This window comes from Paenibacillus sp. Y930 (assembly GCF_056786375.1).
On record NZ_JBXCIX010000004.1, the window covers coordinates 406,991 to 433,029 of the forward strand.

Consider the following 26,039-nt stretch of genomic DNA (forward strand, 5'->3'; position numbering starts at 1 on the left):
ATATCGATAATCGTTTCATGTTGGGGGAGGCATGGGAATGGTCAATTGGATATGGTTATTTCTAATTGTAGTCAGTGTTGTTTTTGGCGTAATTAACGGAAATTTGGATGTGATTACGCAAGCGGCATTTGACGGAGCAAAATCTGGTGTTACGGTTAGTTTTGGTTTAATTAGTATTATGGTGTTTTGGCTTGGTATGATGAAAATAGCGGAGGAAGCGGGATTACTAAATAAGTTATCTCGCTTACTTCACCCTATTGTTCGGTGGTTATTTCCTGATATTCCAAAGGGTCATCCTGCACTGGGCTATATTATGAGTAATTTAAGTGCTAATATGTTTGGACTTGGTAATGCGGCAACACCGATGGGAATTAAAGCTATGCAAGAATTACAAACGCTTAATCCGGACAAGCATACAGCAACACCTGCGATGTGTACGCTGCTTGCGCTTAATACGTCAAGTATTACGCTAGTTCCGACAACGTTGATTGCGATCAGAATGAATTATAACTCCGCTAATCCAGCGGAAATTATTGGAACAACATTAGCTGCGACTTTCGTTGCAACACTAACAGCTATATTTGTAGATCGATGGTATCGTAGTCGAGATAAAGGACCACCTAGTACATACACCACGATGACTGCCTCGGTAAAAAGCAATTCAACAACGATAGAGCGTGCCTCGAGTGGAGGTGAGCCATTTGTATAATATATTCACACAACTATCATCCTACTTGATTCCAGCTATTATTGTATTTATTCCTCTATATGCGTTACTTAGAAAAAAACAGCCAGTATATGAAGTATTTGTAGATGGTGCCAAAGATGGATTTGAAACGGCAATTGCTATTATTCCGCATCTCGTTGGTATGATGGTCGCGATTAGTATGTTCAGGGCATCTGGCGCCATGGATATGATGCTTCTAGCGTTTAGACCGATCTTTGATTCGTTTGGCGTACCAAGTGAAGTATTGCCTCTTGGTATATTGCGACCAATTACGGGGGCGGGCTCATTAGCATTTACAGCTGATCTAATTGCGACCTATGGACCAGACTCTTTAATCGGCAGAATTGCCTCAACAATACAGGGAAGTACAGATACTACGCTATATGTTTTAACGGTATATTTCGGTGCGGTAGCAGTGCGTAACTCCAAGTACGCCTTGAAGGTAGGCTTGATCTCAGATTTGGTTGGTTTTGTAGCTGCGATCGTAATTTGCATGCTTGTTTTCGAGTAGGAATACTTGTGCTTTGGCGTCGTAATCGTTATGATGGTAGATGAGGTGAACATAGTGGAACGATTACAAAAAATATTGGCTCAGGCTGGTGTTGCTTCTCGTCGTAAATGTGAGGAGTTAATATTGTCTGGAGCTGTTGAAGTAAATGGCGAGCAAGTGACTACAATGGGTGTAAAAGTAAATCCAAATGATGATGTCATCACGGTGAACGGTCGTCCAATTCGTAGTGAGAAAAAAATATATGTTATGTTAAACAAACCAAAAGGTGTAATTACGAGCGCAAGTGATCCACAAGGTCGTAAAGTTGTATCGGATTTCTTACCAGGAATTAAGGAACGCGTCTATCCTGTAGGTCGTCTAGATTATGACACAGAAGGATTGCTACTGCTAACGAATGATGGAGATTTTGCGAATATGTTAACACATCCCAAGCATCATGTGCCCAAAACATATTATGCAACGGTAAAAGGTGTACCACACGGTAGTTTGTTAGAAAAACTACAGCGTGGGGTAGAGCTTGAAGATGGTATGACTGCTCCAGCGGCTGTCGAATATCAAGATGTGAAGATGGAAAGTAATGAAGCTACCATATCTATTACGATTCATGAAGGACGTAATCGTCAAGTTCGACGTATGTTTGAAGCAATCGGCCATAAAGTTGTTCGTTTGAAACGTGTTCGTTTTGGTGAAGTTACACTTGAGGGATTACCTCGTGGCAAGTTTCGTCATCTAACGGAATCCGAAATAAAACAGCTTATAAAAGAAGCGAGTAAGACACAAAAAGTTCATAATTAAGGAATGACGACGGCATATTATGCCGTCGAATTTTCGTTATAATGAGAATATCATTTAGTTGATATAAATAGTGGTGGTGTATACATAATGGGTAAGTATAGGAAAAAGGTGCAAGTCGTCGTTTTACTTGCAGTACTTATTATTGGCGGTTATGCAATTTTCCAGTCGTTCCAAAGCAATGATCGTACTAATTTGGTCAAAGTTGGTCAAATGGCACCGGATTTTAGACTAGCTAACTTGAATAATGAACCTGTTACACTTTCAGATTATATCGGAACTCCAGTTGTCATTAATTTTTGGGGTACTTTTTGCGAGCCTTGTATTCGTGAAATTCCGTCGTTTCAAAAGCAATATGAGAAGTGGAATGAACAAGGGCTCGAAATTATCGGAATTAATCTAAGTGAAGATTCATTAACCGTTGCCAACTATGCTCGTAAGTTCAATATGACCTACACGGTTGTAAGAGATGTTGATCGTAAAACAGAGAAAAAATATGGGCTTCGTTCTTATCCAACAACATTTTTCATGAAAGCTGACGGCACGCTGCAAGCTGCAGTCGTTGGTGAGATGACAGAGCAGCAAATGGATGAGCATATCGAGCAAATAATGCAGTGATGCTTCCGAAGCAACTTTTCGTTTCCAAGAAGTAGCTCTAGAAGTTACAAAAAGTTTTAGTGTATGCTTTCGAAGCAACTTTTCGTTTCTAAGAAGTAGCTCAAGAAGTTACAAAAAGTTTTAGGAGGTTGAAGTGTGCTTTTACCAGAGAATACAAAATGTGAGTGCGGGCATCAGAATGCAGTAGGTACTGTATTATGTGAAACATGCGGTAAACCTATTGTTCAAGAGATTATTGAGTCTAGTGAGCCTCTTGAGATGCGTTATGATGGTGTAGCACGTCGTTCACAAAAAGCAAATCCTGATCTGCTAGATAAGATTTGGAATTTCTTTTCCTCTGTGAAGATCGCTATTTATCTAATCATTGCTACATTTGTTGGAGCGATGTTCGGTACTATTTTCCCGCAAGCAAACACCTTTATTAATAACTTTGATCCAAGTATTTATTATGAAGAAACGTACGGAACGCCGGGTAAAATATATTATTTGCTAGGACTTCATAATACTTATAATAGCTGGTGGTTCATTACTTTGCTTGTTATGATCGGAACTTCACTTGTTATATGTAGTATTGATCGAGTACTTCCGTTATATCGCGCATTGAATAAGCAACAAATACGTAAGCATCATTCCTTTCTCACGCGTCAGAAAGTTACTTATACAACAACGATTGAAGGTAATGCGCAGCAGTGGGTGCAAAATTATGGACAAGCTCTTCGAAAAAAGGGATACAAAGTCCATATTGATGATACAGCATTACTAGCCGAGAAAAATCGTTTCAGTCGTTGGGGTCCGTATATTAATCATATTGGCCTTATACTCGTCCTATTAGCACTGCTAGCTAGAGGAATCCCTGGCTGGAATTTGGATGGTTATGTTAAAGTTGTAGATGGTGATACTGTGCCGATTAGTGGTACGAACTACTATGTGAAAAGCGAAGGCTTTAAGATGGAGCTGTATGACAATGCAGAACTGCCTGAAAGTCTGCAAAATACCGGTCGTGTGAAAAATTTTGAGACGAACGCTGTTTTGTATGCGTGTGAAAGCAATTGTAATGATGATTTTGAGCAGCCTCAGCTAACGGAAGTGCTTCGCCATACTATTCTTATTAATGATCCGTTACGCTATGAGGATTTGAAGCTGCATCAATTTGATTATGATCTTACGCCTCGTATCAATGCGGTGTCACCTATGATTATTAACAAAGAAACGGGTGAATCGTTTGGTCCGTTTGATCTGTCCATGGTAGATCCTGAGCTGAGTTATGAGGTTGGCCCATATCGAATGAAATTAATAGATAAGTATATGGACTTCTCCATTAATAGCGATGGAGAGCCAATTACGTTATCTCGTGAACCGAATGCACCTGCGTTTATCTTTAATATTCAAGGTCCTAATCTGAAAGAAACAGGAGAAGTGTTTATGTACTTCCCACTTCAAAAGGATAAAGTTCGGTTCTCACAAAATACAATTAACCGTGAACTAACAGATAAAATCGATATTAAAGTCGATGGGATGGAAAACGTTTCTTTCTCAGAGGCAACGACCTTTTTGAATGTGCGCATGGATAAAGCGGTCAAATATTTATGGATAGGTGCAATTATTAGTATGTTTGGCTTATTGCTAGGAACGTATTGGCAGCATCGTCGGATTTGGCTACGAATTGATGATGATACATTGACACTTGGTGCTCATACGACTAAAAACTGGTATGGTATGCGAGCAGAAACATCCTATGCACTGGGAAAAGTTGGGATTGAGTTAGAACCTAAGAGTCTTGATAACGGAGGAAACAAAGGATGAGTTTATTAGATTTTAGTAGTTCGATTTTTATTGTTGCATTCTTTTTATATTGCTTTGCGTTTATTTTTTACTGTATTGCTGTTTCTGGTAAAAAGTGGAGCAATCGTGATCCGAAAGAGCATGAAGCACGTTGGAGTAAAATTGCCTTTATCACTTCTTCATCAGGCTTAATTGCTCATATTGTATTTTTCGTCACACGCTGGATTGGTGGCGGCCAAGCGCCCGTAAGTAATATGTATGAGTTTATTACGTTTTTAGGTATGGCGATTATGGTTGCTTATACGATTATTCATTTCATATATCGGAAACCATTATTAGGTATGTTTGCTTTACCGTTAACGATTATTATTGTTGCTTATGCATCCGTATTCCCACAAGAAGTACAACCATTAATACCAGCATTGCAATCGATTTGGTTGAAAATACATGTAACGATGGCAGCTACTGGAGAAGCTTTCTTCGCAGTTGGTTTTGCAGCGGGTCTAATGTATTTACTCCGAGTGGTAGACTTTAAGGACACGTCCAAAAAAGGGCGTAAAGCGCAGCGTTGGGTAGAGTTTACGCTAATTTGTATTCTTATTATTTGTGGATTTATCGTTGCTTCGTTTGGTTTCAAAGGCGCAGGCTACATTGCCCAATTCGAACAAGAAACGGTGTTAGTTTCGGGACTTGGGGAAATTCAAACTAAAGTGGCAACGGTAGAATATACGATGCCTCCAATTTTCAAGCCATTCAATAGTACAGCGCAATATGTCACACCGTTTTTAGGTGTCGATAATGCGTTGTTAGAAACGCCATCTTGGTTTGATGGGGTCAATGCAGGTCGCAAGCTTAATACAGTTGTTTGGTCTATTATCGTAGGACTATTAATGTATGCTATCATTCGTCTTATTATTAGAAAGCCAATTGCAGCGGTTATCCATCCAATGCTTGATGGCATTGATCCCGATGATTTGGATGAAATAAGTTATCGCGCTATCGCTATCGGTTTCCCGATATTTACACTTGGGGGCTTAATCTTTGCAATGATCTGGGCTGAGATTGCTTGGGGCAGATTCTGGGCTTGGGATCCGAAAGAAGTATGGGCATTAATAACTTGGTTATTCTATAGTGCATATCTCCATTTCAGACTTTCTCGCGGCTGGCATGGTAGACCGTCAGCTTGGCTTGCAGTTATAGGGTTTGTTATTGTACTATTCACATTAGTAGGTGTTAATCTATTGATCGCTGGTATGCATTCATATGCGGGCGTCGACTAAGTAAAGGTTAATGATTGTCATAGGAAGGGGTATGCTATAATGACAGAATATTTGAGTCGTATATTAGTCGTTGATGATGAGGAAAGAATTCGCCGTTTACTGAAAATGTATTTGGAAAAAGAAGGATATGAAATCGAGGAAGCAGAAGATGGAGAAACAGCGTTATCGCTTGCGATGAATAGAGATTATGCGCTGATTTTACTTGATGTTATGTTGCCAGGCATTGATGGGATCGAAGTATGTACACGGCTTCGTCAAGTAAAAGCAACACCAGTTGTTATGTTAACTGCAAAAGGTGAAGAGATGAACCGAGTCCAAGGCTTTGAAGTAGGCGCCGATGACTATGTGGTTAAGCCATTTTCACCTAGAGAAGTGATCTATCGTGTGAAAGCGATTCTGCGTCGTTCTTCTGCAACGGCATTTTTGACAAAAGAGATGAACACATCCAATAGCATTGTATTTCCACATCTCATTATTGAGCATGATGCGCACCGTGTAACAGCTGGTGGGCAAGAAGTAAGCTTAACGCCAAAAGAGTATGAATTGCTTCATTACTTAGCGGTATCTCCTGATAAAGTGTTCTCTCGTGAAGAGTTATTGAAAGATGTATGGAATTATGAATTTTTCGGTGACCTTAGAACCGTTGATACTCATGTCAAACGACTGCGTGAGAAATTGAACAAAGTATCTGCAGAGGCTGCAAGCATGATTACAACGGTTTGGGGAGTCGGTTACAAGCTAGAGGTGCCGAAGTAGATGAAATGGCTTCGTAGACTGTTCGGGATGCTGTGGCACAGTGTTGTAGGCAAGCTATGGGTAACGATTATGGTATTAGTAGCAGTAGTGCTACTAATACTAGGTGCTTTTTTGCTGCAATATATTGATGTCTCTTTTGATGAAAATGCTCATGACATTAAGGTGCTCTTCATTATTACAGCAATTATTGGTTTCTTGCTATCAACATTTTTTGCTTTTTTCTTGTCGGCGAAAATTCAGCAGCCACTTCTCCAACTAAAGGATGCTGCCGTTTCGATATCAGAAGGAAATTACTCGACCCGTGTTCATATTGACTCCTCGGATGAGATCGGTCAACTGGCACAAACATTTAATAATATGACTGAACAGCTAGAGAAGCTTATTCATGAACTTCATCATGAAAGTAATCACTTATCAAGTATATTGCGTAGTATCGGTGATGCTGTTATTACATTTGATGCTAACGGTGAAATTATATTGACTAATCCTGATGGACATTTGTTAACACAAATGTGGCAAAATATGGAGGAAGAATGGTCAACTGGTGAAATCGTTAATTATCCGATGGTTCCTGCACCGATTCGTGATAGTTATGTGAAGGTACTCCATCATGGTAAAGAAATTACAGATAAAATACATGTACAGAGTCTTGTATGGTCTGTTGTATTAACTCCGTTAATGTCTGCTAGTAAGATGCGAGGTGTCGTCGCTGTTATCCGTGATGTGACGGAAGAGCATAAGGTTGACAAAATCCGGCGAGATTTTGTTGCAAATATTTCACATGAAATACGCACCCCTTTGCAAATGCTACAAGGCTATAGTGAAGCGCTATTAGATGACATTGTTGTTTCTCCAACAGAACGTCAGGAGCTCGTTCAAGTTATTCATGATGAATCGCTCCGAATGGGTAGGCTAGTCAATGATTTTCTCGACGTTGCTAGAATGGAAGCCGGTCATATGAATATGAAGTTCCAGTACGTAGATGTTAATATGCTTCTCTCGCGTGTTACACGCAAGTTTATCGTGTTCGCTAAGGAAAGAGATGTAGAACTAATATCGGAGCTATCAGAAGCAGCTCTGGAGCTGCAACATGCCGATGAGGATCGACTTGAGCAAGTGTTTACGAATTTGATTGATAATGCATTCCGTCATACAGATTCCGGAAAACAAGTTGTCATTCGTTCGAGTAGTGTTATATTGAATCATGAAACATTTATCCAATTACAAGTGAAGGATCAAGGACACGGAATTCCGTCCGAAGATATTCCTTATATATTTGAACGTTTCTACAAAGCGGATAAAGCTAGAAAACGAGAAGATAGCTCAGGAACGGGGCTTGGACTCGCAATCGTGAAAAATATTATCGATCAGCATCATGGTAATATTGCAGTTGATAGTATGATTGGTCACGGTACGACGTTCACGATTCTTTTGCCAGTGAAAGTCCATGAGATGATGCAATAATAAAAAAGGTTCCTTGAATCGGTAAATGTGATGTAGATTGCTGTAGCAATTTGGCAGTCGCAGCTAATACCGTCGAGGAACCTCTTTTTTCGTAGAATTGTCATTGTTTTTCTTGTTAATCGTGGAACATGAAAAAGGGTATCGAGAAGAATTCTCGATACCCTTTTTATTAACATTAACTTAATATTAGATAATAATTTCTTTTGCTGTAATCAATTCAGGAAGGTCTGTTAGCTGAGTTAGAACCTCTTTTGGAGTTCCTTTATCAACGCGTAGTATCATGACTGCACTACCGCCTTCATCTTGACGACCAACTTGCATCGTAGCGATGTTAACATCGTTGCTACCAAGCAATGTACCAACGCGACCAATTGTACCTGGTTTATCATTGTGAGAGATCAGAATGAAGTGACCACGAGGTGTAACGTCGACATTGTACTTGTCAATTTGAACAATACGAGGACCGTAGCCAGATAATAAAGTACCAGCTGCAGAACGCTCTTCTTTATTCGTGCGTAGTGTAACCGTTACTAAGTTAGTAAACGTGTGTGCCGTACTAGATTTTTGAACAATGATATTAACATCACGTTGTTTTGCAGTATGCATAGAGTTAACAACATTTACAGTGTCTTTACCCAGATAATGAGCTAGAATTCCACGAACAATATAACGTGTTAGTGGTTGTGTATCTACATCAGCTAGATCGCCAGAATAGTTAACAGAAATTTCTTCAACAGCACCTTCTGTACCTTGGGCGATAAAGCTACCAAGTGTTTCACCAAGCTCGAAGTAAGGCTCAAGCACTTTACGTACTTCCGCTGGAATTGGAGGCATGTTAACAGCATTCATGAACGGCTCATCGCGCAAAATATGGATAACTTGCTGGGATACATCGATTGCAACGTTTTCTTGTGCTTCAACAGTTGATGCACCAAGATGAGGCGTTACAATAATTTTTGGATGATTCAGGAACGGGTGATCCGCTGCTGGAGGTTCAACTTCGAATACGTCGAATGCCGCACCAGCAACAATACCTTCATTAATTGCATCAACTAGTGCGATTTCGTCAATAACGCCACCACGAGCGCAGTTAACGATACGCATACCAGGCTTCATCACTTCGAATTGGGCTTTACTAATCATATGTTTTGTCTCAGGAGTTAATGGTGTATGAACCGTCATGAAATCTGCATTACGAATAATTTCATCAACTGTAGCTAATGTAATACCTTGCTTTTGCGCACGTTCTTCAGTTAAGAATGGATCATAGCCAAGAATGTTCATGCCAAATGCTTTAGCACGTTTTGCTACTTCGCTACCGATACGTCCCATACCAAGCACACCTAATGTTTTTGTGCGAAGTTCAACACCAAGGAAAGACTTGCGATCCCAAATTCCTTCAGTAGTCTTTTTGTAAGCTTGTGGAATGTGACGAGCAAGTGCCATCATCATTGCAAAAGTATGTTCACATGTTGTAATAGTGTTACCGTCTGGAGCATTAATTACGATGACGCCAAGTTTCGTTGCTGCTTCAAGATCGATGTTATCTACGCCAACACCAGCGCGACCGACAACTTTTAATTTTTTTCCAGCTGTCAAAATTTTCTCAGTTACTGTTGTTTGGCTTCTTACAAGTAAGGCATCGTATTCACCAATAATGGATACTAATTCATCTTCAGATAGACCAGGCTTTTTGTCTACTACGATATCTTCGGCATCAACAAGTTGTTGAATACCAAGGTCACTAATTGGATCGGATACAAGTACTTTGAACATAATTACAACTACCTCCTGGATGTGCGATGTAATCATCGCAATTAGTATAGACTTAAAAAACTCTCTTCCGCACCGATGAAAAGTGGGTCGAGAGTTTCATCAACGAACATAACGGTCATTCTTATTCTATAGCAAATCGATACATAAAATCAATGCTCTAGAATGAACAAAAAGCGAATTTTCGATCTGATTTGTGAAATTCCGCAAAAATCCAACTTTATTCTACATTAGGATAGAAGAAAGGAATTTGTGGAAGAAACTCTTGTGAATACAACTTATTCTTATTAAGATTATAATCGCCAGGTCTTACAGCTGCAGTATTCATTAATAAAGTCATAATCTCATCAATAGTCGTTAGATTCATGGCTTTTGCTTGTCCAGAAGCAATAAATTGATCAATTGAACTTGTCAAATCATGTGGCAAAAATTCAACAAATGTTTTTTGCTCCGCTAAATAGTTCGCAATAATTTCATTTTTAATTACGAGTGGATATTTGCTCCATGTTGAAATTTTTTGACTAACGTTTTTGTCGAAATCAGCTGGAATGTTCGGATCTATCGATTTTGCCCATAAGTACATTGTCTCAAAATAAAGGTCTTGACCTGTTAATGCTTGAGATATGGCTGTTTGATAAGCATCGTTAGCGTTTAGCAACTCAATGACCTCTTCATACGTAATAGATGAAGATTTCTTTTGCAGTGTAGCGGCCACCTTTTCGAATTGATTAAGGCTGCGAATATAATTTTGTTGTGCTTCGCCTAGCTGTCCAGCTGCTTGTAGGTTGAAACTTGCAGCTTCAATTGCTTTTTTACTTGCTTGACCTTCTAATTCTTTATATAGTGAAGAAACATTACTGACTTTTCGATTAGAAATATTATAGAGTGCCTCAGACCAATCTAATTGAAATTCTCGGTAAGGAGAGTATACAGTAAGATAGAATGAAGCAAGCTCTTGTTGTTGATATTGATAATCAGTTTTGTCTACGTGTACCTCATTAAGATGAGCATATTTTGTTTCGACACGCTGTGTACCAAGATTCAAACCATAGAAAAAAGCGACAACTGCAAAGACAAGCATTCCTAGAAACATAATTGTGTAAAGAGTGGCAGTTCTTGAAAATCGGTTATCCATTTTATTTCTCCTTTATGTAAAATAATGATCTAACTAAGAACGGATGTGTACAGATGAAAAAAAATAAATTCAAATTTAGAAAAGTTCAGTTCCGCAAAGTAACGATTGATGATCTTGATGATCGGATGTTGCTCATTAACTTATATGCAACTCAAGCACTTACTCTTATTATCGGCTTAGTCTGGGTAATTTTACAACAACAAAATTTGTTTTCATTATTATCTATTCCTTCATCAATTACAAATGTTTTTTTATGGGGTGCAGGATTAGCGGCTGTAGCCATTTGTGTCGATTTGGTGTTATCCAAATTTGTGCCTGACGAGGTTGGGGATGATGGAGGGGTTAATGAGCGAATATTTGGCACACGTGCTGTATGGCATATCGCACTTATTTCGTTTGTTGTTGCCATATGTGAGGAACTATTGTTTCGCGGAGCAATGCAGCACGCAATTGGCCCCTATTGGACAAGTATTATTTTTGCTGCCATTCATGTAAGATATTTGAAGCACTGGATACCAACAGGTCTTGTTTTCTCGATTAGCTATGGGTTAGGATGGATATATATCCAAACAGATTCTATTTGGGCTCCAATTATTGCACATTTTCTCTTCGATTTTATAATGGGCTTAATGATTCGTTTTAGGAGGGAATCATGAGTAGGAAAGAAAAGTTCAGTCGTACTACACGAAAATTTAGACAGCGAGAGACGTACGATCGTATTTACTTAGATAGTGACAGCGAAGAGACGAAGCTTCCAGCACGAAGCAAAAAACATCCTTCAAGTAAAAATAAGCTTAGTCGTATTTATTATAATGTTTTATTTATTTTGTTTGTTGCTCTTGTTGTATTTTTATTTTGGTACGGCAACAAATATTATTCATCAGCTTAAGGGAAGTTTGCACCTATTTACCTTTCTAATTTTACGTATGAGCTCTTGAGTGGATGGTCATTCTATAGAAGAAGTCATAAGAGAAGAGAGGTGTCAGTTATGCGAATGAATAGCTTAATTGTAGGTGGCGTAATTGGGATGATGGGTGCGGTGTATATCATGCAGCGCAAGCCAGAAACGGTTAAAACGGTGACGAACATGATGTCTGATGTGAAAAATAATATGTGGAATAAGGCGGCTTCTAGTCTCTTCGCGGGTGGAACATCAACTAGCGCAAGTAAGATGGGGGCATCCGCTTCAAGTGAAACAGACATCAAAAAGCAGGAACATGGTAGTAATGAAACGCTCATTAAAGACATTATTGAAAGTGATCCGCAATTACAAAGTCAATTTAATGAAATTACAAAAGAGTCTCAAACTGTTAAGCACTAATCAATATTAATTATTGGACTGATCCTCTTCATAGGGGATCAGTTTTTATTTTTTAAATTACTAATCTAATGATGAATTTATAAGAGGTATAATTTTTGTTTTTGTAGTGCAATCATGTTCAAGACATGATAAAGTATGCTTATAGCGTTGTAAAAGAATTTGGAAACATTCGCTTTTTCTTCACATAAGCTATAGTCAGATGCTGCAAAGGGGGGATCCTGTCATGAAGATCGAAAGATTAGGTCAGGACAAGATAAGGATTTTCCTCACTTACGACGATTTGTTGGAGCGGGGTATCCAGAAGGAAGATATGCTGCGCGAACCTCCAAAGCTACATGATCTATTTATGGAATTAATGGAACAAGCTTATACTGAGCTTGGCTTTGAGGCAAGTGGTAGACCATTAGCAGTGGAAGTGTATGCGATGCCTGCACAAGGCATGTTTGTTGTCGTTACACGAGGTAAGCGTAGCGGTGAATCTGTTAATGGCTTTGGTGAGGACGATGATCTTGATGATGAGTTATATGATCTAGATGTAACGATGGAGCATAGTGACATCATCATGTATTCTTTTAATGACTTTGAGCATATCATTTCGGTTTGTAAAGCCTTAAAGGCTTCTCAATTAACAGACGGCGGAACATTATTTTCGTATAAAAATAAATGGATCTTATCCATTGAACCATCAGATATAGAATCAACAAGCTTTAATTCTGTATTAGCGATTCTAGCCGAATACGGTGATGCGACGTCAGTAACTTATGCAATGTTAGAAGAATACGGTAAAATCATTATGGCTGAAGAGGCTGTAGATCAGATTTGTACTCACTTTCAATAATGTTCAATTAACAGGAAAAACGAAAAAAGAACTTTGACAGTTAAAAGTCAATGTTCTTTTTTTCGTTTTTCGTTATAATGTAATAGTGAAATATAATTTGATTAAACTTGTACATTTCCAATCTGAAAGAAAGCAGGCAATATAATGTTACTATTTTCCGTTATTTCTGCCGCGGTTGCTCCAGGGCTCTCATTACTTACTTATTTATATCTTAGAGACAAATACGAAGCCGAACCGATTCATATGGTTATTCGTATCTTTTTATTAGGCATATTACTCGTTATTCCTATTTTAGTATTACAACGTGGTGTTGAACTATGGCTCGGAGATGGACTCTTTGTGCAAGCCTTTATCCAATCTTCAGGTGTCGAGGAAAGTATTAAATGGTTTGTTCTGTTTCATCTGATCTATAATCATACTGAATTTGATGAGCCTTATGACGGTATTTTATATGCTGGGGCAATCTCACTTGGTTTTGCTACACTCGAAAATATTTTGTATTCGATTTTCATGCCAGCAGATTTCAGTGCAATGCTATTGCGTGCATTATTACCGGTATCAGGTCATGCATTGTTTGGTGTGTTAATGGGCTACTACTTAGGCCGAGCGAAATTTTCTCAAGGCAAGGAACGGAAATATTATTTGGTAGTGTCACTGCTTGCGCCAATTCTAATGCATGGTGCTTATGATTGGATCATCCTCGTAAGAGAAAATGATTGGATCTTTGTTATTGTTCCGTTTATGATCTTGATGTGGATATTTGGTTTATCCAAAATGAAATCTGCCCATCTGCGATCACCTTTTCGATATGTTCGTGCAAAAGACGAGGTTAATTTATAAACTTTCCGTTCATACTATGACTACTGGTGAAAGTTCAAAAGGTCTGCTTTTTGAACTACCTCTATTAGTTTTGAATGTGGAGGAATAAATAATGACTCGTATCAAAGTATCAATACGTTGTAGAGTATGTGGTGAAAAGTATATTTTGCGAGGTCGCAAAGATAATGGAGTATATGATACCGGATTCAAAATGTGTATTTGTGATAATTGTGACGACCTAGATATTGAAGAACACCCAATCTAATACTAATGATGCATAAAGCTTCCTATAAGAAACCAAACTATAGTCAAATTGGTTTTCAAGGAGGCTTTTTTGTATGTACAAACGTTTAAGTGCTGTTTTGTTCCCACTTATGACAATACTGTTTATAGGTGCTATGTATTGGGGCTATCAGGAACATCAAGAAAAGAACACGGTATTAATGAAAGCCGAGAATCAGTATCAGCGAGCATTTGGCGATTTGACCTATTATGTAAATCAATTGAACGGTGAGCTTGGCAACACGCTTGCTGTCAATGCGACTTCTATGGACTATCATCGCAAGGGATTAGTCAATGTTTGGAGAATATCGAGTGAAGCGAAGAATCAAATCGCCCAGCTGCCACTTAGTTATTTGCCATTTGCAGATGCGAATAACTTTTTATCGCGCGTATCTAATTTCGCCTATAAAACCGCAGTCCGTGATTTGACAAAACAACCACTTAACGATGATGAATTTCAAACGCTTCAGTCACTATATAAAAATTCAGATGAAATTTCCAATCAGTTAACCCAACTACAAACTAACATTATGAACAGTAGCTTAAGGTGGATGGATGTAGAACTTGCGTTGTCCGTTAATGAATCTGGAACCGAAAATCCAGTTATAAGTGGTCTTCGTGGCGTCAATGATGATGTTAGCCAATATGCCGAGCTTAATTGGGGCCCAGCGGTTAATGGGATGTATAATGATGACAATATTGAGCTGTTAAGTGGAGTACCTGTGACTGCTGAGCAAGTGGTTGAACTAGCGAGTCAATTTACAGGAGTAGATGCACAGCAGATTGAAGTAACTGAAAATGGTAAGGAAAGTGATTACGCTACGTTCACTGCATTAGTTAAGCAAGATGATAATGATATGAAGCTTACATTTTCAGTGAAAGGTGGTCAATTACTTTCTTTTGTTCATATGAGAGAGGTGAACGGGAGTGAGTTAACGATCGAACAAGCAAAAGTAAAGGCAGAAACCTATCTACAAGAGCATGGATATAAAGATATGGCAGCTGTAAGTTATGATGAATTCGCCAATACGGGAACGTTCACATATGTGTACAATCAGGATGATGTATATATTTATCCAGATAAACTTACAATTAAAGTAGCGTTGGACGATGGTGAAATCGTTGGCTTCCAAGCAAATGAGTTCGCAGCACATCATCGTGAGCGTCAAGTTCACGAGCCTGCAGTTTCTCTTGCAGATGCGAAGCAAGCTCTCAATCCGAATTTGCGAATGAAGGAACAGCGGATGGCAATTATTAAGGGCGACCTAGGTGCGGAAGTACTTTGCTATGAATTCACAGGTGCGATTAACGGTAATTTGTATCGCATCTATATTAACAGCGACACGGCACTTGAAGAAACAATTGAAAAATTGAGTAAAGAAGATCAAAAAGCTAGTGATTAAGTAAAGTTTATGATAGCTCCTCCTGTACGTAAGTGGTATAATATCACTTGCGGAGGGGGAGCTATGTTGATTGTACCTAAAGTTAGTCAAATGATGTTCTTTCATCTTAAGTCTGATGAGGTTGAGGATTCATTAATGGAGTTCAAATCTCGTGTAGCTGATGAAAATGAAGATAGTTTATTTATTGAATTTCCAATTGAAACAGTAACGGGAAGAGTAAAAAGATTGCATGTTGGAGATGTACTATCCGCTCATTTTATTACAACAACAGGAGTAAAACATTTTTTTGAAACTCATGTTACGAATGTAATGCTGGGGGAATTTCCACTTGTTGAATTAGCTAGACCAACTCAAGATAACATGACGTCTATCCAACGTAGAAACTTTTTCAGAGTTATGATAGAAGTCGATATAGCGGTTCGTGATGAGAAAGGGCAACAGTTAATATTTAAGACGGATGATATTAGTGGCGGCGGAATTTCTTTTATAATCGACCGACATATACATTTTGAAGCAACTGAAAAACTTAATTGCTGGGTGTTATTACCGCATCGTAACGGAACGATTGAACATAGTAATTTCATAGGCGAAGTATTACGATTGAAGGAATTAGAAACAGGTCGTAAAATTGTTATGATGAAGTTTGACGAAATTGTTGAAACAGAGCGTCAACGAATTATTCGTTTCTTATTCGAAAAACAGATCGAATTACGCGAACGATGAATATTAGATACACAATGGGATACGATAACGATATCTAACATTTCGAGGTGTCATTATGAAATCCCGCAGCCCATACATAAAATGGATTGATCGATACAGTAAATTAGCGATGAAATGGATCTTTATCTGCTTACTAGTCATTATAATTGTGCAAACAATATTGCAGGTTGAGAGCATAAGGCAACTTATTGTACCAACGGAACGATGGGAAGGTAAAGGTAGTTCAAAAAGTGGACTTTGATAACGATGATTGGCTATCGTAGGTTACTCGACATTGAATATGAAGCGAACTAATGCTTCCGAGGTATGTTTCTTTCAGAAACATTGTAAGTTCGCGTGTACGTAATCATGTACACTTGCGCTTCCGCCTTTCTCAAGTAGCGCTCTATCTCCTTAGTTTTGCAAGCCCATACTTTCTATGTTATAATTTGTTCTACTCGCGGGCTATGCCTGCTTTTTGTTTTGCGTTAATTTGAAGGGGGTTGTCTTATAGCATGACAATGGATGGAGTGAGTCGCATTAATATTGCGATTGATGGACCTGCTGGAGCTGGGAAAAGCACAGTAGCACGTCAAGTAGCTTCTAAGTTAGGCTATATATACGTCGATACTGGTTCGATGTATCGTGCAGTTACATTACATGCACTGCGTAACGGTGTAAGTGCTAATCAATCATCGGCATTACAGCAAATGGTTGAGCAGCTAGAGATTGAATTGATTCCAACTTCAGTCGGACAAATGATTCTATTGCAGCAAGAAGATGTTACTGCATTGATTCGTACGCGAGAAGTTACAACGGAGGTTTCACATTATGCATCCAATGAACATGTGCGTAGCCATCTAAGTAAGCTGCAAAGAGCACTTGCTGTTAACAAAGGAATCGTTATGGATGGCAGAGATATTGGCACACATGTATTGCCTAATGCAGAATTGAAAGTTTTTCTAACGGCATCCGTAGAAGAACGTGCACTTCGTCGTTATAAGGAATTAACATCTGACAATTACATTCCACTAGAGCAACTCGAAGCGGAAATCGCGACGAGAGACAAGTTAGATGAAACAAGAGAAATCGCACCTCTTATTCAAGCTGAAGATGCTATTCTAATAGATAGTAGTCATATCGGTATTGATGAGGTTACCGATCTAATTGTAAGTCTAAGTCAAAAAAAACTAGCGGGGGTAATGGGATAGATGTCATATAAAATTTTTCGAGCTATATTACGTTTCTTCTACCGTATACTATTCCGAATCAATGTGGTTGGCACAGAAAACATTCCAGCTGATGGAGCAGTAATTATAGCTTCCAATCATACTAGTCTATTAGATCCGCCCGCGGTTGGGATATTAATTAATCGTCAAGTTCGCTTTATGGCAAAGGAAGAATTGTTCAAAGTGCCTGTACTGGGCTTGTTAATTCGATCTTTCGGTGCATATCCTGTGAAGCGTGGTGGGGTAAGTATCGATGCTATAAAGTCTTCTATTAACCTATTGAAATCGGGAGAAGTAATGGGAGTATTCCCAGAAGGTACTCGCAAAAAAGGCGATGATGGTGCAGGAGCTAAAAAAGGCACAGCTATGATTGCCTTACGTAGTAAAGCGACGGTTATTCCTACCGCAATTGTAGGTAATTATCGTTTATTTAGAAAGACGACCATTGTCTATGGCAAGCCTGTTGATATTCAAAATGTTACAGCAACAGAAGATATCGATCAATATGAAGCGGTAACGAATGAAATCATGAAGCAAATTTATTTGCTTAAGGCACCAGTATAAATGTTTTATTGCTGAATACCATTTCAAAGTATTGAGCTTTAAATAATAAAGTAGGGTAATGAATTTTGCCCATGCTTACGATGAGACTTTTTGTTAACTTAAGAAGTCGTTCGAGAAGCTACAAAAAGTATAGGAGGTTATGAACATGTCAGAAGAAGTAAAAGAACAAGATTCTGTAGTTGAAGAATCCAATCAGGCGGCATTAGATCATATGGTGTCATTAAAGAAAGGTGACTTCGTAAAAGGAACGATTGTTAAAATTGAAGACAACGTAGCTTATGTTAGCGTTGGATATAAATATGACGGTATTATTACTCTTCGTGAATTATCATCCGTTCAAGCTCAGCAAGCTACTGATGTTGTTCAAGTTGGTCAAGAAGTGGAACTTAAAGTGCTTTCGATCGACGACAACAAAGAAACGATGACACTTTCCAAACGCCTTGTTGATAATGAAAAGGGTTGGGATGATATCGACAAGCTTTTTGAACAAAAAGAAGTTTTCGAAGTCGTTGTTGCAGAAGTTGTTAAGGGTGGATTAGTAGTAGACGTTGGCGTACGTGCTTTCATCCCAGCTTCTATGGTAGAACGCCATTTCGTAGAAGATTTCAGTGATTATCAAGGACGTACATTGCGCGTTATTGTGAAAGAAATCGATCGTGAAAATAATAAAGTTATTTTGTCGCAAAAAGATGTCCTTGAGGCAGAATATCAAGAACAAAAGGCTGCAAAGCTTGCTACTATTCAAGTAGGACAAGAGCTTACAGCTACTGTACAACGTACTACAGCTTTCGGTGCATTCGTTGACCTTGGCGGTATTGATGGTCTAGTTCACGTATCTGAGCTTGCTTGGGAACATGTGACGAATGCAGCAGATGTTGTAACTGTTGGACAACAAGTACAAGTGAAAGTGCTTAAAGTTGAAGCTGAAAAAGGAAAAATTAGCTTGAGCATTAAAGCAGTACAACCAGGACCATGGGAAAACATTGGTTCACAATTCAATGTTGGTGATATCGTTACTGGTAAAGTGAAACGTATTGCTACTTTCGGTGCATTTGTTGAAGTTGCAGCTGGAGTTGAAGGTCTAGTTCATATTTCTCAACTCGCATATCGTCGTGTTAACTCACCGTATGAGGTTGTTAAAGAAGGACAGGAAGTACAAGTTAAAATTGTAGAGTTCAACCCTGCCGACAAACGCATAAGCTTGAGTATTAAACAAACACAAGAAGCTCCTGCAGGCGAAGCAGCAGATATTGAAGTTAATATGGACGAAGTGGATAAATCCAATGTTAGTCTTAATGGCGACAATATGAGTTTCTCTTTAGCTGAGCTTTTTGGCGATAAATTAAGTAAATTCAAATAAGATAATGTTATCTATCGATCGTTAGATGAAGTATGAATAGTCTTGTTACAACAGCGGGTCTGTTGTAGCAAGGCTTTTTCTTTTTCATGCGTGAAATCCAGCCCAATAGCGCATATTAATGCTAGGTGATCAATATGACAGAAGGCTACTGGACAATATTACTATTCATTATGTTACTTATATTGCTTTTAACTGGCTGGAAAGCTTGGCTTGCTCAGCATTTCAGTATTGCGTTTATCTGTTTATCATATGTAAGTATATGGATATCAAATTGGCTTGATTGGGTTATCCCGTTAAATGTTCATAGCTTTGAACTGACGATAGATGGCTCTATTATACTGATCGTACTATTACAACTAGCGTTTTTATTGAAAGGGCTACCGCAAAAATCTCAAATGTTGTACAGCACGATGTATATATTACTAATAGCATTTCTCGCTACAATTAGTCATGCTATCATTATATATTCACCGTGGGTTAAAGCTAATATTACTTTGTGGTACATTCCAGTATGCTCTGGAATGTTGTTAGGGGCACTTGGAGTATCATTTAAGCAACTTGGTGTAATTGTATTCTGGGGCGCTATTGTTGCAGATGCCTTGTTGCTATGGCAACAAAAAGGTGAATATATTGCTCGGATAGGCACTTTATTATGGTGGGATCTGATTTCTATGACTATAATATTTAGTTTCATATTCATTCTTGTATTGGAAACTATAGTGAGAATTGGACGTAATTTCATAGATGAACGATTAAATAGAACGAAAAGTTAGCCAATTGTTAACTTTTTTGCTATGATGGGTAACGAAAGTGTGATGAGCCATGCTTCAGAAGTAACTTTTCATTTAGATGAAGTTTATTAAAGAGGTACCACAATAAAAAGTAAGTTTATGCTTTCGAAGCAACTTTTTATTTATAAGAAGTTACTCGAGAAGTCAAACAATAAAAAGTAAGTTTATGCTTTCGAAGCAACTTTTTATTTGCAGGAAGTTGATTCAAGAAGTAAACAATAAAAAGTAAGTTTATGCTTACGAAGCAACTTTTTATTTGCAAGAAGTTGATTCAAGAAGTAAACAATAAAAAGTAGTAGGAGTGGAAATAACTATATGGCTAGACCCGTTATTGCAATTGTAGGTCGACCGAATGTTGGTAAGTCAACAATATTCAATCGTATTATTGGTGATCGACTTGCTATCGTTGAAGATAAACCAGGTGTTACCCGTGACCGCTTGTATGGTACAGCGGAGTGGGCCGGAAAAGCATTCAGTATCATTGATACTGGTGGTATTGAGATTGATGGTGAAGATGAAATAATGAAGTCTGTTCGTATGCAAGCTGAGCTTGCTATTGCTGAAGCAGATGTAATTATATTTATGGTTGATGCAAAAATTGGTATCACTCATGCGGATGAAGAAGTAGCCCAAATGCTATATCGTTCAAAAAAACCGATTGTACTTGCGGTTAATAAAGTAGATAACGAAGGTCGCCAAGATGAAGTCTATGAATTTTACTCTCTAGGTTTTGGTGAGCCAATTGCTATCTCTGGTTCTCATGGTATCGGTATCGGAGATTTATTAGAAGCTGCGACTGAGTTATTGCCTGAACCGAAGGAAGATGAGTACGATGATGACGTTATTAAAGTAGCTTTAATTGGTCGCCCGAATGTTGGGAAATCATCGCTTGTCAATGCTTTATTAGGCGAAGAACGCGTCATCGTAAGTAATATAGCTGGTACAACGCGTGATGCAATCGATACACCATTTGAAGTGGATGGTCAAAAGTATGTATTGATCGATACAGCGGGTATGCGTAAGCGTGGGAAAGTATATGAAAACACTGAAAAATATAGTGTTATGCGCGCGATGAAAGCTATTGAACGTGCTGACGTTACCTTAGTCGTCATTAATGGTGAAGAAGGTATTATTGATCAAGACAAACATATTGCTGGTTATGCTCATGAAGCCGGTAAAGCATCTATATTTGTAGTCAACAAATGGGATGCTGTAGAAAAAGATGAGAAAACGATGCAGAATTTCACAGCTAGCATCCGCGATGAGTTTTTATTTATGACTTATGCACCAATAGAATATTTATCCGCAACAACAAAGCTGCGATTACATAAGTTAATCCCAGTTATTAACTATGTATCTGAACAGCATGCTTTGCGAATTGCAACTCATCTTCTGAATGATGTCGTATCGGATGCAGTTTCAATGAATCCTACGCCAACTGATAAAGGTAAGAGACTAAGAATTAACTATGTGACGCAAGTTGCTACTAAACCACCAACGATCGTCTGCTTTGTAAATCATCCTGAATTGATGCATTTCTCCTATGCACGTTATTTGGAAAACAAAATCCGTGCTGCATTCAACTTTGAAGGTACACCTGTGCGCATCTTTTCTAGAAAAAAATCTGATCAAGATTAGGGGAGAACAGTGTGGTACCATTTTTATTAATTATTATCAGTTATTTAGTAGGGTCGATTTCTTTCAGTATTGTTATTGCAAAGTTATTCAAAGGGATCGATATTCGAAGTCATGGAAGCGGCAATGCCGGTGCGACCAATACATTACGAGTACTAGGAGTAGGCCCAGCTATTCTAGTACTTGTGCTTGATTTGCTGAAGGGTATGGCTAGTGTATTAGTTGCCAGTAGCTTGTCAGATCTATCTTGGCTGCCAATTATGTGTGGATTAGCTGCTATTATTGGTCATAACTGGCCAATCTGGTTCAAATTCAAAGGTGGAAAAGGGATTGCGACTGCTATAGGTGTGCTTACTACAATAGCGTTTATTCCTGCATTAATTGCAGGGATAATTGCCATCCTTTCAATCGTCTTTACTCGTTATGTATCATTAGGGTCGTTGATTTTCACATTCTTAACACCGATTTTTATACTTAGTTTACAATTTAATTGGCCTAACTTTATCGGAACGCTAATCATTTGTATTTTTGCATTCATACGTCATCGTTCTAATATTGTGAAACTGATGAATGGAACTGAGAACAAATTAGGTAGTAAGAAAGGAGCATAGTGCTATGTCTTTGAGCGAAGCCAAACGAAAAGCGACCGTTCTCGTTGCAGGTAGCTGGGGAACTGCGCTTGCTTTTGTACTGGCATCCAATCAATATGATGTCGTAGTATGGACGAGAACGGAGCAACAAGCGGAAGAAATTAATGTGAGTCATCACAATAAAAAGTATTTGCCTAATATTACATTGCCAAACAATATTAGAGCTACTACGAATATGGAAGAAGCATTAGCTCATTCAACGCTTGCATTGTTCGTTGCGCCTTCAAGTGCGATGCGATCCGTTGCAGAGTTGGCAAAACCATTTCTTGCAGATGATACGATTGTTGTTCATGCAACGAAGGGCTTTGAGCCTGAGAAGCTGAAGCGTATGTCTGTTGTGCTATCAGAAGCTCTTGAGCGTCCGTTAGCGAATATAGCTGTATTATCAGGGCCTAGCCATGCAGAAGAAGTTATTTTGAAGTTGCCAACGACCGTTGTTGTAGCTGCGGAAAATATACATATCGCTGAGAAGGCACAAGAAGCATTGATGAATACGGCTTTTCGTGTATACACGAATTATGATGTCATCGGCATTGAGGTTGCAGGTGCATTGAAAAATATTATTGCATTGGCTGCGGGTATTATTAATGGCTTAGAGCTAGGAGATAATGCAAAAGCAGCACTGTTAACTCGTGGTTTGGCGGAAATCTCAAGACTCGGAACAGCAATGGGGGCCAATCCATTGACGTTTATTGGACTTGCTGGTGTCGGTGACTTAGTAGTTACTGCAACAAGTCAGCATAGTCGAAATTTCCGTGCAGGCTATATGCTTGCAGATGGAACACCACTATCCACTGTTCTTGAGAAAATGGGAATGGTTGTTGAAGGTGTTAAGACGACTAGGGCAGCTCATGAACTTTCTCAAATTCATGGCATTGAAATGCCTATAACGAATCAATTGTTTGATGTGTTGTTCAATAGCAAGCCGATTAATAAAGCGGTTGAAGTGTTGATGGGTAGAGTTCGTACGAATGAGATGGAACCTAATTCATAATTGAAATCACAACCTAATAAACCTCCTCATATGATATATAGAAATTGTATCGTAAGAGGAGGTTTTGTTATGTCCAAAGATTTATCGAATGATGTACTTGGTGCCATCAAAAGAAAAACAGGTAAAAATATTAGTACTAATTCTGTTACTAAAATTGCAAATACTGTTCAGCCTGATTCATTAGAAAACGAAGATGAGCTACGCAGGCTAGTTAAATCTGTCGCCAATATGGCCAAAGTGAAAATGAGTGACGCACAATTTGAGCATATTGTAAAGACGATCAAGTCAAGCGGTATGAAAACTTCAAACATTGAAGCATTGATGAAAATATTAATGAAATAGCAAGCGTTGGCATTGGCATAGACTAATGATTTTCATTCCGATGAACATTACTCTATGTCATTTTTTTGTCTATCACGCGACTAGCTTTGTCACAATATTAGAGAGATGCTATAATGATGTAGAATAAATAATACAAACATAGATAGATAGGAGTTAATTTTACATGGATCCAATGGCTAAGATGTGGATGTCTCTAATCGGAATTGGCTTAATGGCAATTGCGGCAGTAATGATTACAGTTGCAAGAACGAAAACAAAAGGTGTCGTTAAAGGCGTTTTATCTGGAATTGCTTTTATATTTCTATGTATCGGATTTTTATTGGGTCTTCTTTCCATTATATAATACGCAATATTGTTAGCGAAAGGAATTGAGGTTGTACATATGGAACTAGAACTTAGAGGCAGAACGATTACAAGTACTGTAGAGGCTGAGGATGGATTAACGATCTTGGATCATGCCATTAAGCATAAAGTAGATTGGAGCTTTTCCTGTACAAGAGGGACATGTGCTCGTTGCCGCTGCCTTATTGTTGAAGGCGCTGATCTTCTGGATGAGGTTACTGATGCAGAATGGGATCGTCTTGAGCCTGAAGAATTTGAAGAAGGCTATCGTTTAGGCTGCCAAGCCGTTATTACAGGAACTGCAGGCAAAATTGTAGCAATAAATAAGACATATTTCTAATTGTGGGGTGTTCCCTATGGATGCGGATGTTGTTTTCTTGCCGTTGAATCGATCAATTAAAGTAAGACCAGGTACAACCGTGTTACAGGCTGCTAGAAAGGCCGGTATTGCCATTGTCACTAGATGTGGCGGCAATGCTGCTTGCTTTATGTGTAAAGTGAATATCGCTGATTGTAGTGGCTTAGCGCCAATGAAAGATAATGAACGTCGCAAGCTCGCAGGTCTTGAGCTGACAGGTACTCGCTTAGCATGTCAAGCAATTGTACAGACTGCGGTTACTGTGGAGTTACCGCCTGATCCACTTCGTGCGGCAATTGCAAGGCAAATTAAAATGCAAGAAGAAGAAGACTCTCTATGGTAGGAGATTATGATGAATAAACTAATTGAGAAAAGTAAAATAAGCTCTGTAATAAAGATGTTACTGATCGTTACTACTTTACTTGTCGTTATGACGGGTTGTATGTATCCCAAGCCCGATTCAAGCTCAGGAGTTGTTGTATCCAAAGAGGCCATTCGTAATATACAAGGTGCGATTGAGCAGTATCTTACGACTACGGGCGTGCTACCTATTCAGAATAGTGATAGCTCTGTTGGGAAATATGAAAAATTCCGTATTGATTTTGAAAAATTAACAAAGGGAAGTTATATCGAATATATACCTAATTCCGCATTTGAATCTGGTGGAAACTTCTATTTCTTAGTATTGAATGAAGAAGAAGAGCCTATAGTGAAGGCTCAAAGTATTTTATTAACTCAACAAGTTATTGATCTGCAGTCCAAAGTATCGGATTATATTGCCGCTAAAGGTGAGATTCCAGCAGGAATGGAAGCCTATGACGGAATCTACTATATTGATTTCGATAAGCTTAACATCAAGAAGCCTGCACTGAAAAGTGTATATACTGGAAATATAAGTGAATTACTCGTTAGTAGTAACGGTACAGTCTATATTGACTATGCATTGGATATTATGCAATTACTGCAAAAGGATAGCTCGTTAATCGTATCTGACCAGCTTGATCTAAGAGAATTGCTTGTAGCTAATTCCGATTATGTACCTGTCAAATCGACGGCGTATAAGTTAGTTAATGGTGAGCCTGTAGCTTATGAATAAGGTTAGAAGTTGTTCAAAATTAACGACTGTGATCACGCGGTAATGCTAACGTAGCATATTCGGCATCTAATATGCCCTCCATCGAAAGCCTGCGTGTGCTCGTGTACTAATAACGTACACTGTGCTACTCGTTTCCGCTGAAGAGCATCTTCTTGATGCTGACAGCCGATCATTTTGAACCTTTATTGGAAGAGGTTGTTCAAAATGAACGACTGTGATCACGATGTGATACTTCGGAGACTAAATGTAATAACAGGGGTGCTCCTTTAAGTCTTGTAATAATGACTTAAAGGAGCATCCTCTTTTTTTGCGCTAATTTATATGTTGAAAGATCATAATCTAGTCATTTGTGGAATATAACATTATCTATATACATATATTTGAGTCTTGAAGGGAAGGCAGGTAGCCATGAAAAACTAAAAACTTTTCGAAGCTATCGGAATAATTGGACAAAGTGAACATAAGCTATTACTAG

31 protein-coding genes are annotated in these 26,039 nt (G+C 38.6%); 29 read left to right on the forward strand and 2 right to left on the reverse strand.

What is annotated here, in order from left to right; translation table 11 throughout:
• The first annotated feature begins 37 nt into the window (after window positions 1-37).
• From AC1TO5_RS14290 to AC1TO5_RS14325, 8 genes are all read left to right on the forward strand, one after another.
• Window positions 38-709: a nucleoside recognition domain-containing protein gene (locus AC1TO5_RS14290; protein ID WP_482063496.1), complete on the forward strand. Its 672-nt coding sequence runs from the start codon at window positions 38-40 to the stop codon at window positions 707-709.
• Window positions 702-1,238 (forward strand): spore maturation protein, encoded by a 537-nt coding sequence (locus AC1TO5_RS14295; RefSeq protein WP_482063497.1) that lies wholly within the window; start codon window positions 702-704, stop codon window positions 1,236-1,238. The genes AC1TO5_RS14290 and AC1TO5_RS14295 overlap by 8 nt, the downstream gene beginning before the upstream one ends.
• A gap of 54 nt (window positions 1,239-1,292) precedes the next feature.
• A complete protein-coding gene (locus AC1TO5_RS14300) occupies window positions 1,293-2,033 on the forward strand; it encodes a pseudouridine synthase (protein WP_482063498.1) in 741 nt (246 codons plus the stop codon).
• An 87-nt stretch (window positions 2,034-2,120) separates the two neighbouring features.
• Window positions 2,121-2,648 (forward strand): redoxin domain-containing protein, encoded by a 528-nt coding sequence (locus AC1TO5_RS14305; RefSeq protein WP_482063499.1) that lies wholly within the window; start codon window positions 2,121-2,123, stop codon window positions 2,646-2,648.
• Window positions 2,649-2,783: 135 nt separating this feature from the next.
• The gene (gene resB / locus AC1TO5_RS14310) at window positions 2,784-4,451 is read left to right on the forward strand and encodes a cytochrome c biogenesis protein ResB (protein ID WP_482063500.1); all 1,668 of its coding nucleotides are present in this window, start codon (window positions 2,784-2,786) and stop codon (window positions 4,449-4,451) included.
• Window positions 4,448-5,710 (forward strand): cytochrome c biogenesis protein CcsA, encoded by a 1,263-nt coding sequence (gene ccsA / locus AC1TO5_RS14315; protein WP_482063501.1) that lies wholly within the window; start codon window positions 4,448-4,450, stop codon window positions 5,708-5,710. Before resB ends, ccsA begins: the two co-directional genes overlap by 4 nt.
• A 39-nt stretch (window positions 5,711-5,749) precedes the next feature.
• Entirely contained in the window at window positions 5,750-6,466 is a 717-nt protein-coding gene (locus tag AC1TO5_RS14320) for a response regulator transcription factor (RefSeq protein ID WP_258203281.1), read from the forward strand.
• Entirely contained in the window at window positions 6,467-7,930 is a 1,464-nt protein-coding gene (locus AC1TO5_RS14325) for a HAMP domain-containing sensor histidine kinase (RefSeq protein WP_482063502.1), read from the forward strand.
• A 186-nt stretch (window positions 7,931-8,116) separates the two neighbouring features.
• Here AC1TO5_RS14325 and serA read toward each other — a convergent pair whose 3' ends face one another.
• Window positions 8,117-9,706 (reverse strand): phosphoglycerate dehydrogenase, encoded by a 1,590-nt coding sequence (serA, locus tag AC1TO5_RS14330; RefSeq protein ID WP_482063503.1) that lies wholly within the window; start codon window positions 9,704-9,706, stop codon window positions 8,117-8,119.
• 217 nt (window positions 9,707-9,923) lie between these two features.
• Entirely contained in the window at window positions 9,924-10,838 is a 915-nt protein-coding gene (locus AC1TO5_RS14335; protein ID WP_482063504.1) for a hypothetical protein, read from the reverse strand.
• A 53-nt stretch (window positions 10,839-10,891) separates the two neighbouring features.
• On the opposite strand from AC1TO5_RS14335, the gene AC1TO5_RS14340 reads away from it, so the two are divergent.
• The 21 genes from AC1TO5_RS14340 to AC1TO5_RS14440 all read left to right on the forward strand — a co-directional run bounded on the left by AC1TO5_RS14340 (window position 10,892) and on the right by AC1TO5_RS14440 (window position 25,564).
• Window positions 10,892-11,494 carry a CPBP family intramembrane glutamic endopeptidase gene (locus AC1TO5_RS14340; RefSeq protein ID WP_482063505.1) on the forward strand — a complete coding sequence of 201 codons (603 nt, stop codon included), beginning with the start codon at window positions 10,892-10,894 and terminating at the stop codon, window positions 11,492-11,494.
• Window positions 11,491-11,727 (forward strand): hypothetical protein, encoded by a 237-nt coding sequence (locus tag AC1TO5_RS14345; RefSeq protein ID WP_482063506.1) that lies wholly within the window; start codon window positions 11,491-11,493, stop codon window positions 11,725-11,727. The genes AC1TO5_RS14340 and AC1TO5_RS14345 overlap by 4 nt, the downstream gene beginning before the upstream one ends.
• Before the next feature lie 99 nt (window positions 11,728-11,826).
• A complete protein-coding gene (locus AC1TO5_RS14350; RefSeq protein ID WP_482063507.1) occupies window positions 11,827-12,159 on the forward strand; it encodes a hypothetical protein in 333 nt (110 codons plus the stop codon).
• Between the two features lie 223 nt (window positions 12,160-12,382).
• Window positions 12,383-12,997 (forward strand): genetic competence negative regulator, encoded by a 615-nt coding sequence (locus AC1TO5_RS14355; protein ID WP_482063508.1) that lies wholly within the window; start codon window positions 12,383-12,385, stop codon window positions 12,995-12,997.
• Between the two features lie 144 nt (window positions 12,998-13,141).
• Window positions 13,142-13,837, forward strand: coding sequence for a glutamic-type intramembrane protease PrsW (gene prsW, locus AC1TO5_RS14360; protein ID WP_482063509.1), 696 nt, complete (start codon window positions 13,142-13,144; stop codon window positions 13,835-13,837).
• A gap of 91 nt (window positions 13,838-13,928) precedes the next feature.
• On the forward strand, window positions 13,929-14,081 hold the full coding sequence (locus tag AC1TO5_RS14365) for a hypothetical protein (protein ID WP_482063510.1): 153 nt from the start codon (window positions 13,929-13,931) through the stop codon (window positions 14,079-14,081).
• Window positions 14,082-14,154: 73 nt separating this feature from the next.
• The gene (gene ypeB, locus AC1TO5_RS14370; RefSeq protein ID WP_482063511.1) at window positions 14,155-15,501 is read left to right on the forward strand and encodes a germination protein YpeB; all 1,347 of its coding nucleotides are present in this window, start codon (window positions 14,155-14,157) and stop codon (window positions 15,499-15,501) included.
• Window positions 15,502-15,564: 63 nt separating this feature from the next.
• A complete protein-coding gene (locus AC1TO5_RS14375) occupies window positions 15,565-16,224 on the forward strand; it encodes a flagellar brake protein (RefSeq protein ID WP_482063512.1) in 660 nt (219 codons plus the stop codon).
• A gap of 55 nt (window positions 16,225-16,279) precedes the next feature.
• On the forward strand, window positions 16,280-16,465 hold the full coding sequence (locus AC1TO5_RS14380) for a hypothetical protein (RefSeq protein ID WP_482063513.1): 186 nt from the start codon (window positions 16,280-16,282) through the stop codon (window positions 16,463-16,465).
• A 253-nt stretch (window positions 16,466-16,718) separates the two neighbouring features.
• A complete protein-coding gene (cmk, locus tag AC1TO5_RS14385) occupies window positions 16,719-17,414 on the forward strand; it encodes a (d)CMP kinase (protein ID WP_482063514.1) in 696 nt (231 codons plus the stop codon).
• On the forward strand, window positions 17,415-17,996 hold the full coding sequence (locus AC1TO5_RS14390; RefSeq protein ID WP_482063515.1) for a lysophospholipid acyltransferase family protein: 582 nt from the start codon (window positions 17,415-17,417) through the stop codon (window positions 17,994-17,996).
• Between the two features lie 145 nt (window positions 17,997-18,141).
• Window positions 18,142-19,356 carry a 30S ribosomal protein S1 gene (rpsA, locus tag AC1TO5_RS14395; RefSeq protein ID WP_482063516.1) on the forward strand — a complete coding sequence of 405 codons (1,215 nt, stop codon included), beginning with the start codon at window positions 18,142-18,144 and terminating at the stop codon, window positions 19,354-19,356.
• A gap of 134 nt (window positions 19,357-19,490) precedes the next feature.
• A complete protein-coding gene (locus AC1TO5_RS14400; protein ID WP_482063517.1) occupies window positions 19,491-20,129 on the forward strand; it encodes a hypothetical protein in 639 nt (212 codons plus the stop codon).
• A gap of 333 nt (window positions 20,130-20,462) precedes the next feature.
• Window positions 20,463-21,785, forward strand: coding sequence for a ribosome biogenesis GTPase Der (der, locus tag AC1TO5_RS14405; RefSeq protein WP_482063518.1), 1,323 nt, complete (start codon window positions 20,463-20,465; stop codon window positions 21,783-21,785).
• 11 nt (window positions 21,786-21,796) lie between these two features.
• Window positions 21,797-22,393: a glycerol-3-phosphate 1-O-acyltransferase PlsY gene (gene plsY / locus AC1TO5_RS14410; protein ID WP_482063519.1), complete on the forward strand. Its 597-nt coding sequence runs from the start codon at window positions 21,797-21,799 to the stop codon at window positions 22,391-22,393.
• Between the two features lie 4 nt (window positions 22,394-22,397).
• Window positions 22,398-23,426 (forward strand): NAD(P)H-dependent glycerol-3-phosphate dehydrogenase, encoded by a 1,029-nt coding sequence (locus AC1TO5_RS14415; RefSeq protein ID WP_482063520.1) that lies wholly within the window; start codon window positions 22,398-22,400, stop codon window positions 23,424-23,426.
• 69 nt (window positions 23,427-23,495) lie between these two features.
• Complete coding sequence (locus AC1TO5_RS14420) at window positions 23,496-23,768, forward strand: stage VI sporulation protein F (RefSeq protein ID WP_482063521.1); 273 nt, start codon at window positions 23,496-23,498, stop codon at window positions 23,766-23,768.
• A gap of 163 nt (window positions 23,769-23,931) precedes the next feature.
• Window positions 23,932-24,111, forward strand: coding sequence for a DUF2768 family protein (locus AC1TO5_RS14425; protein ID WP_482063522.1), 180 nt, complete (start codon window positions 23,932-23,934; stop codon window positions 24,109-24,111).
• Window positions 24,112-24,150: 39 nt separating this feature from the next.
• The gene (locus AC1TO5_RS14430) at window positions 24,151-24,450 is read left to right on the forward strand and encodes a 2Fe-2S iron-sulfur cluster-binding protein (RefSeq protein WP_482063523.1); all 300 of its coding nucleotides are present in this window, start codon (window positions 24,151-24,153) and stop codon (window positions 24,448-24,450) included.
• A gap of 16 nt (window positions 24,451-24,466) precedes the next feature.
• Window positions 24,467-24,811 carry a 2Fe-2S iron-sulfur cluster-binding protein gene (locus AC1TO5_RS14435; RefSeq protein ID WP_482063524.1) on the forward strand — a complete coding sequence of 115 codons (345 nt, stop codon included), beginning with the start codon at window positions 24,467-24,469 and terminating at the stop codon, window positions 24,809-24,811.
• A 6-nt stretch (window positions 24,812-24,817) separates the two neighbouring features.
• Window positions 24,818-25,564 carry a hypothetical protein gene (locus AC1TO5_RS14440; protein WP_482063525.1) on the forward strand — a complete coding sequence of 249 codons (747 nt, stop codon included), beginning with the start codon at window positions 24,818-24,820 and terminating at the stop codon, window positions 25,562-25,564.
• Window positions 25,565-26,039 lie beyond the last annotated feature (475 nt).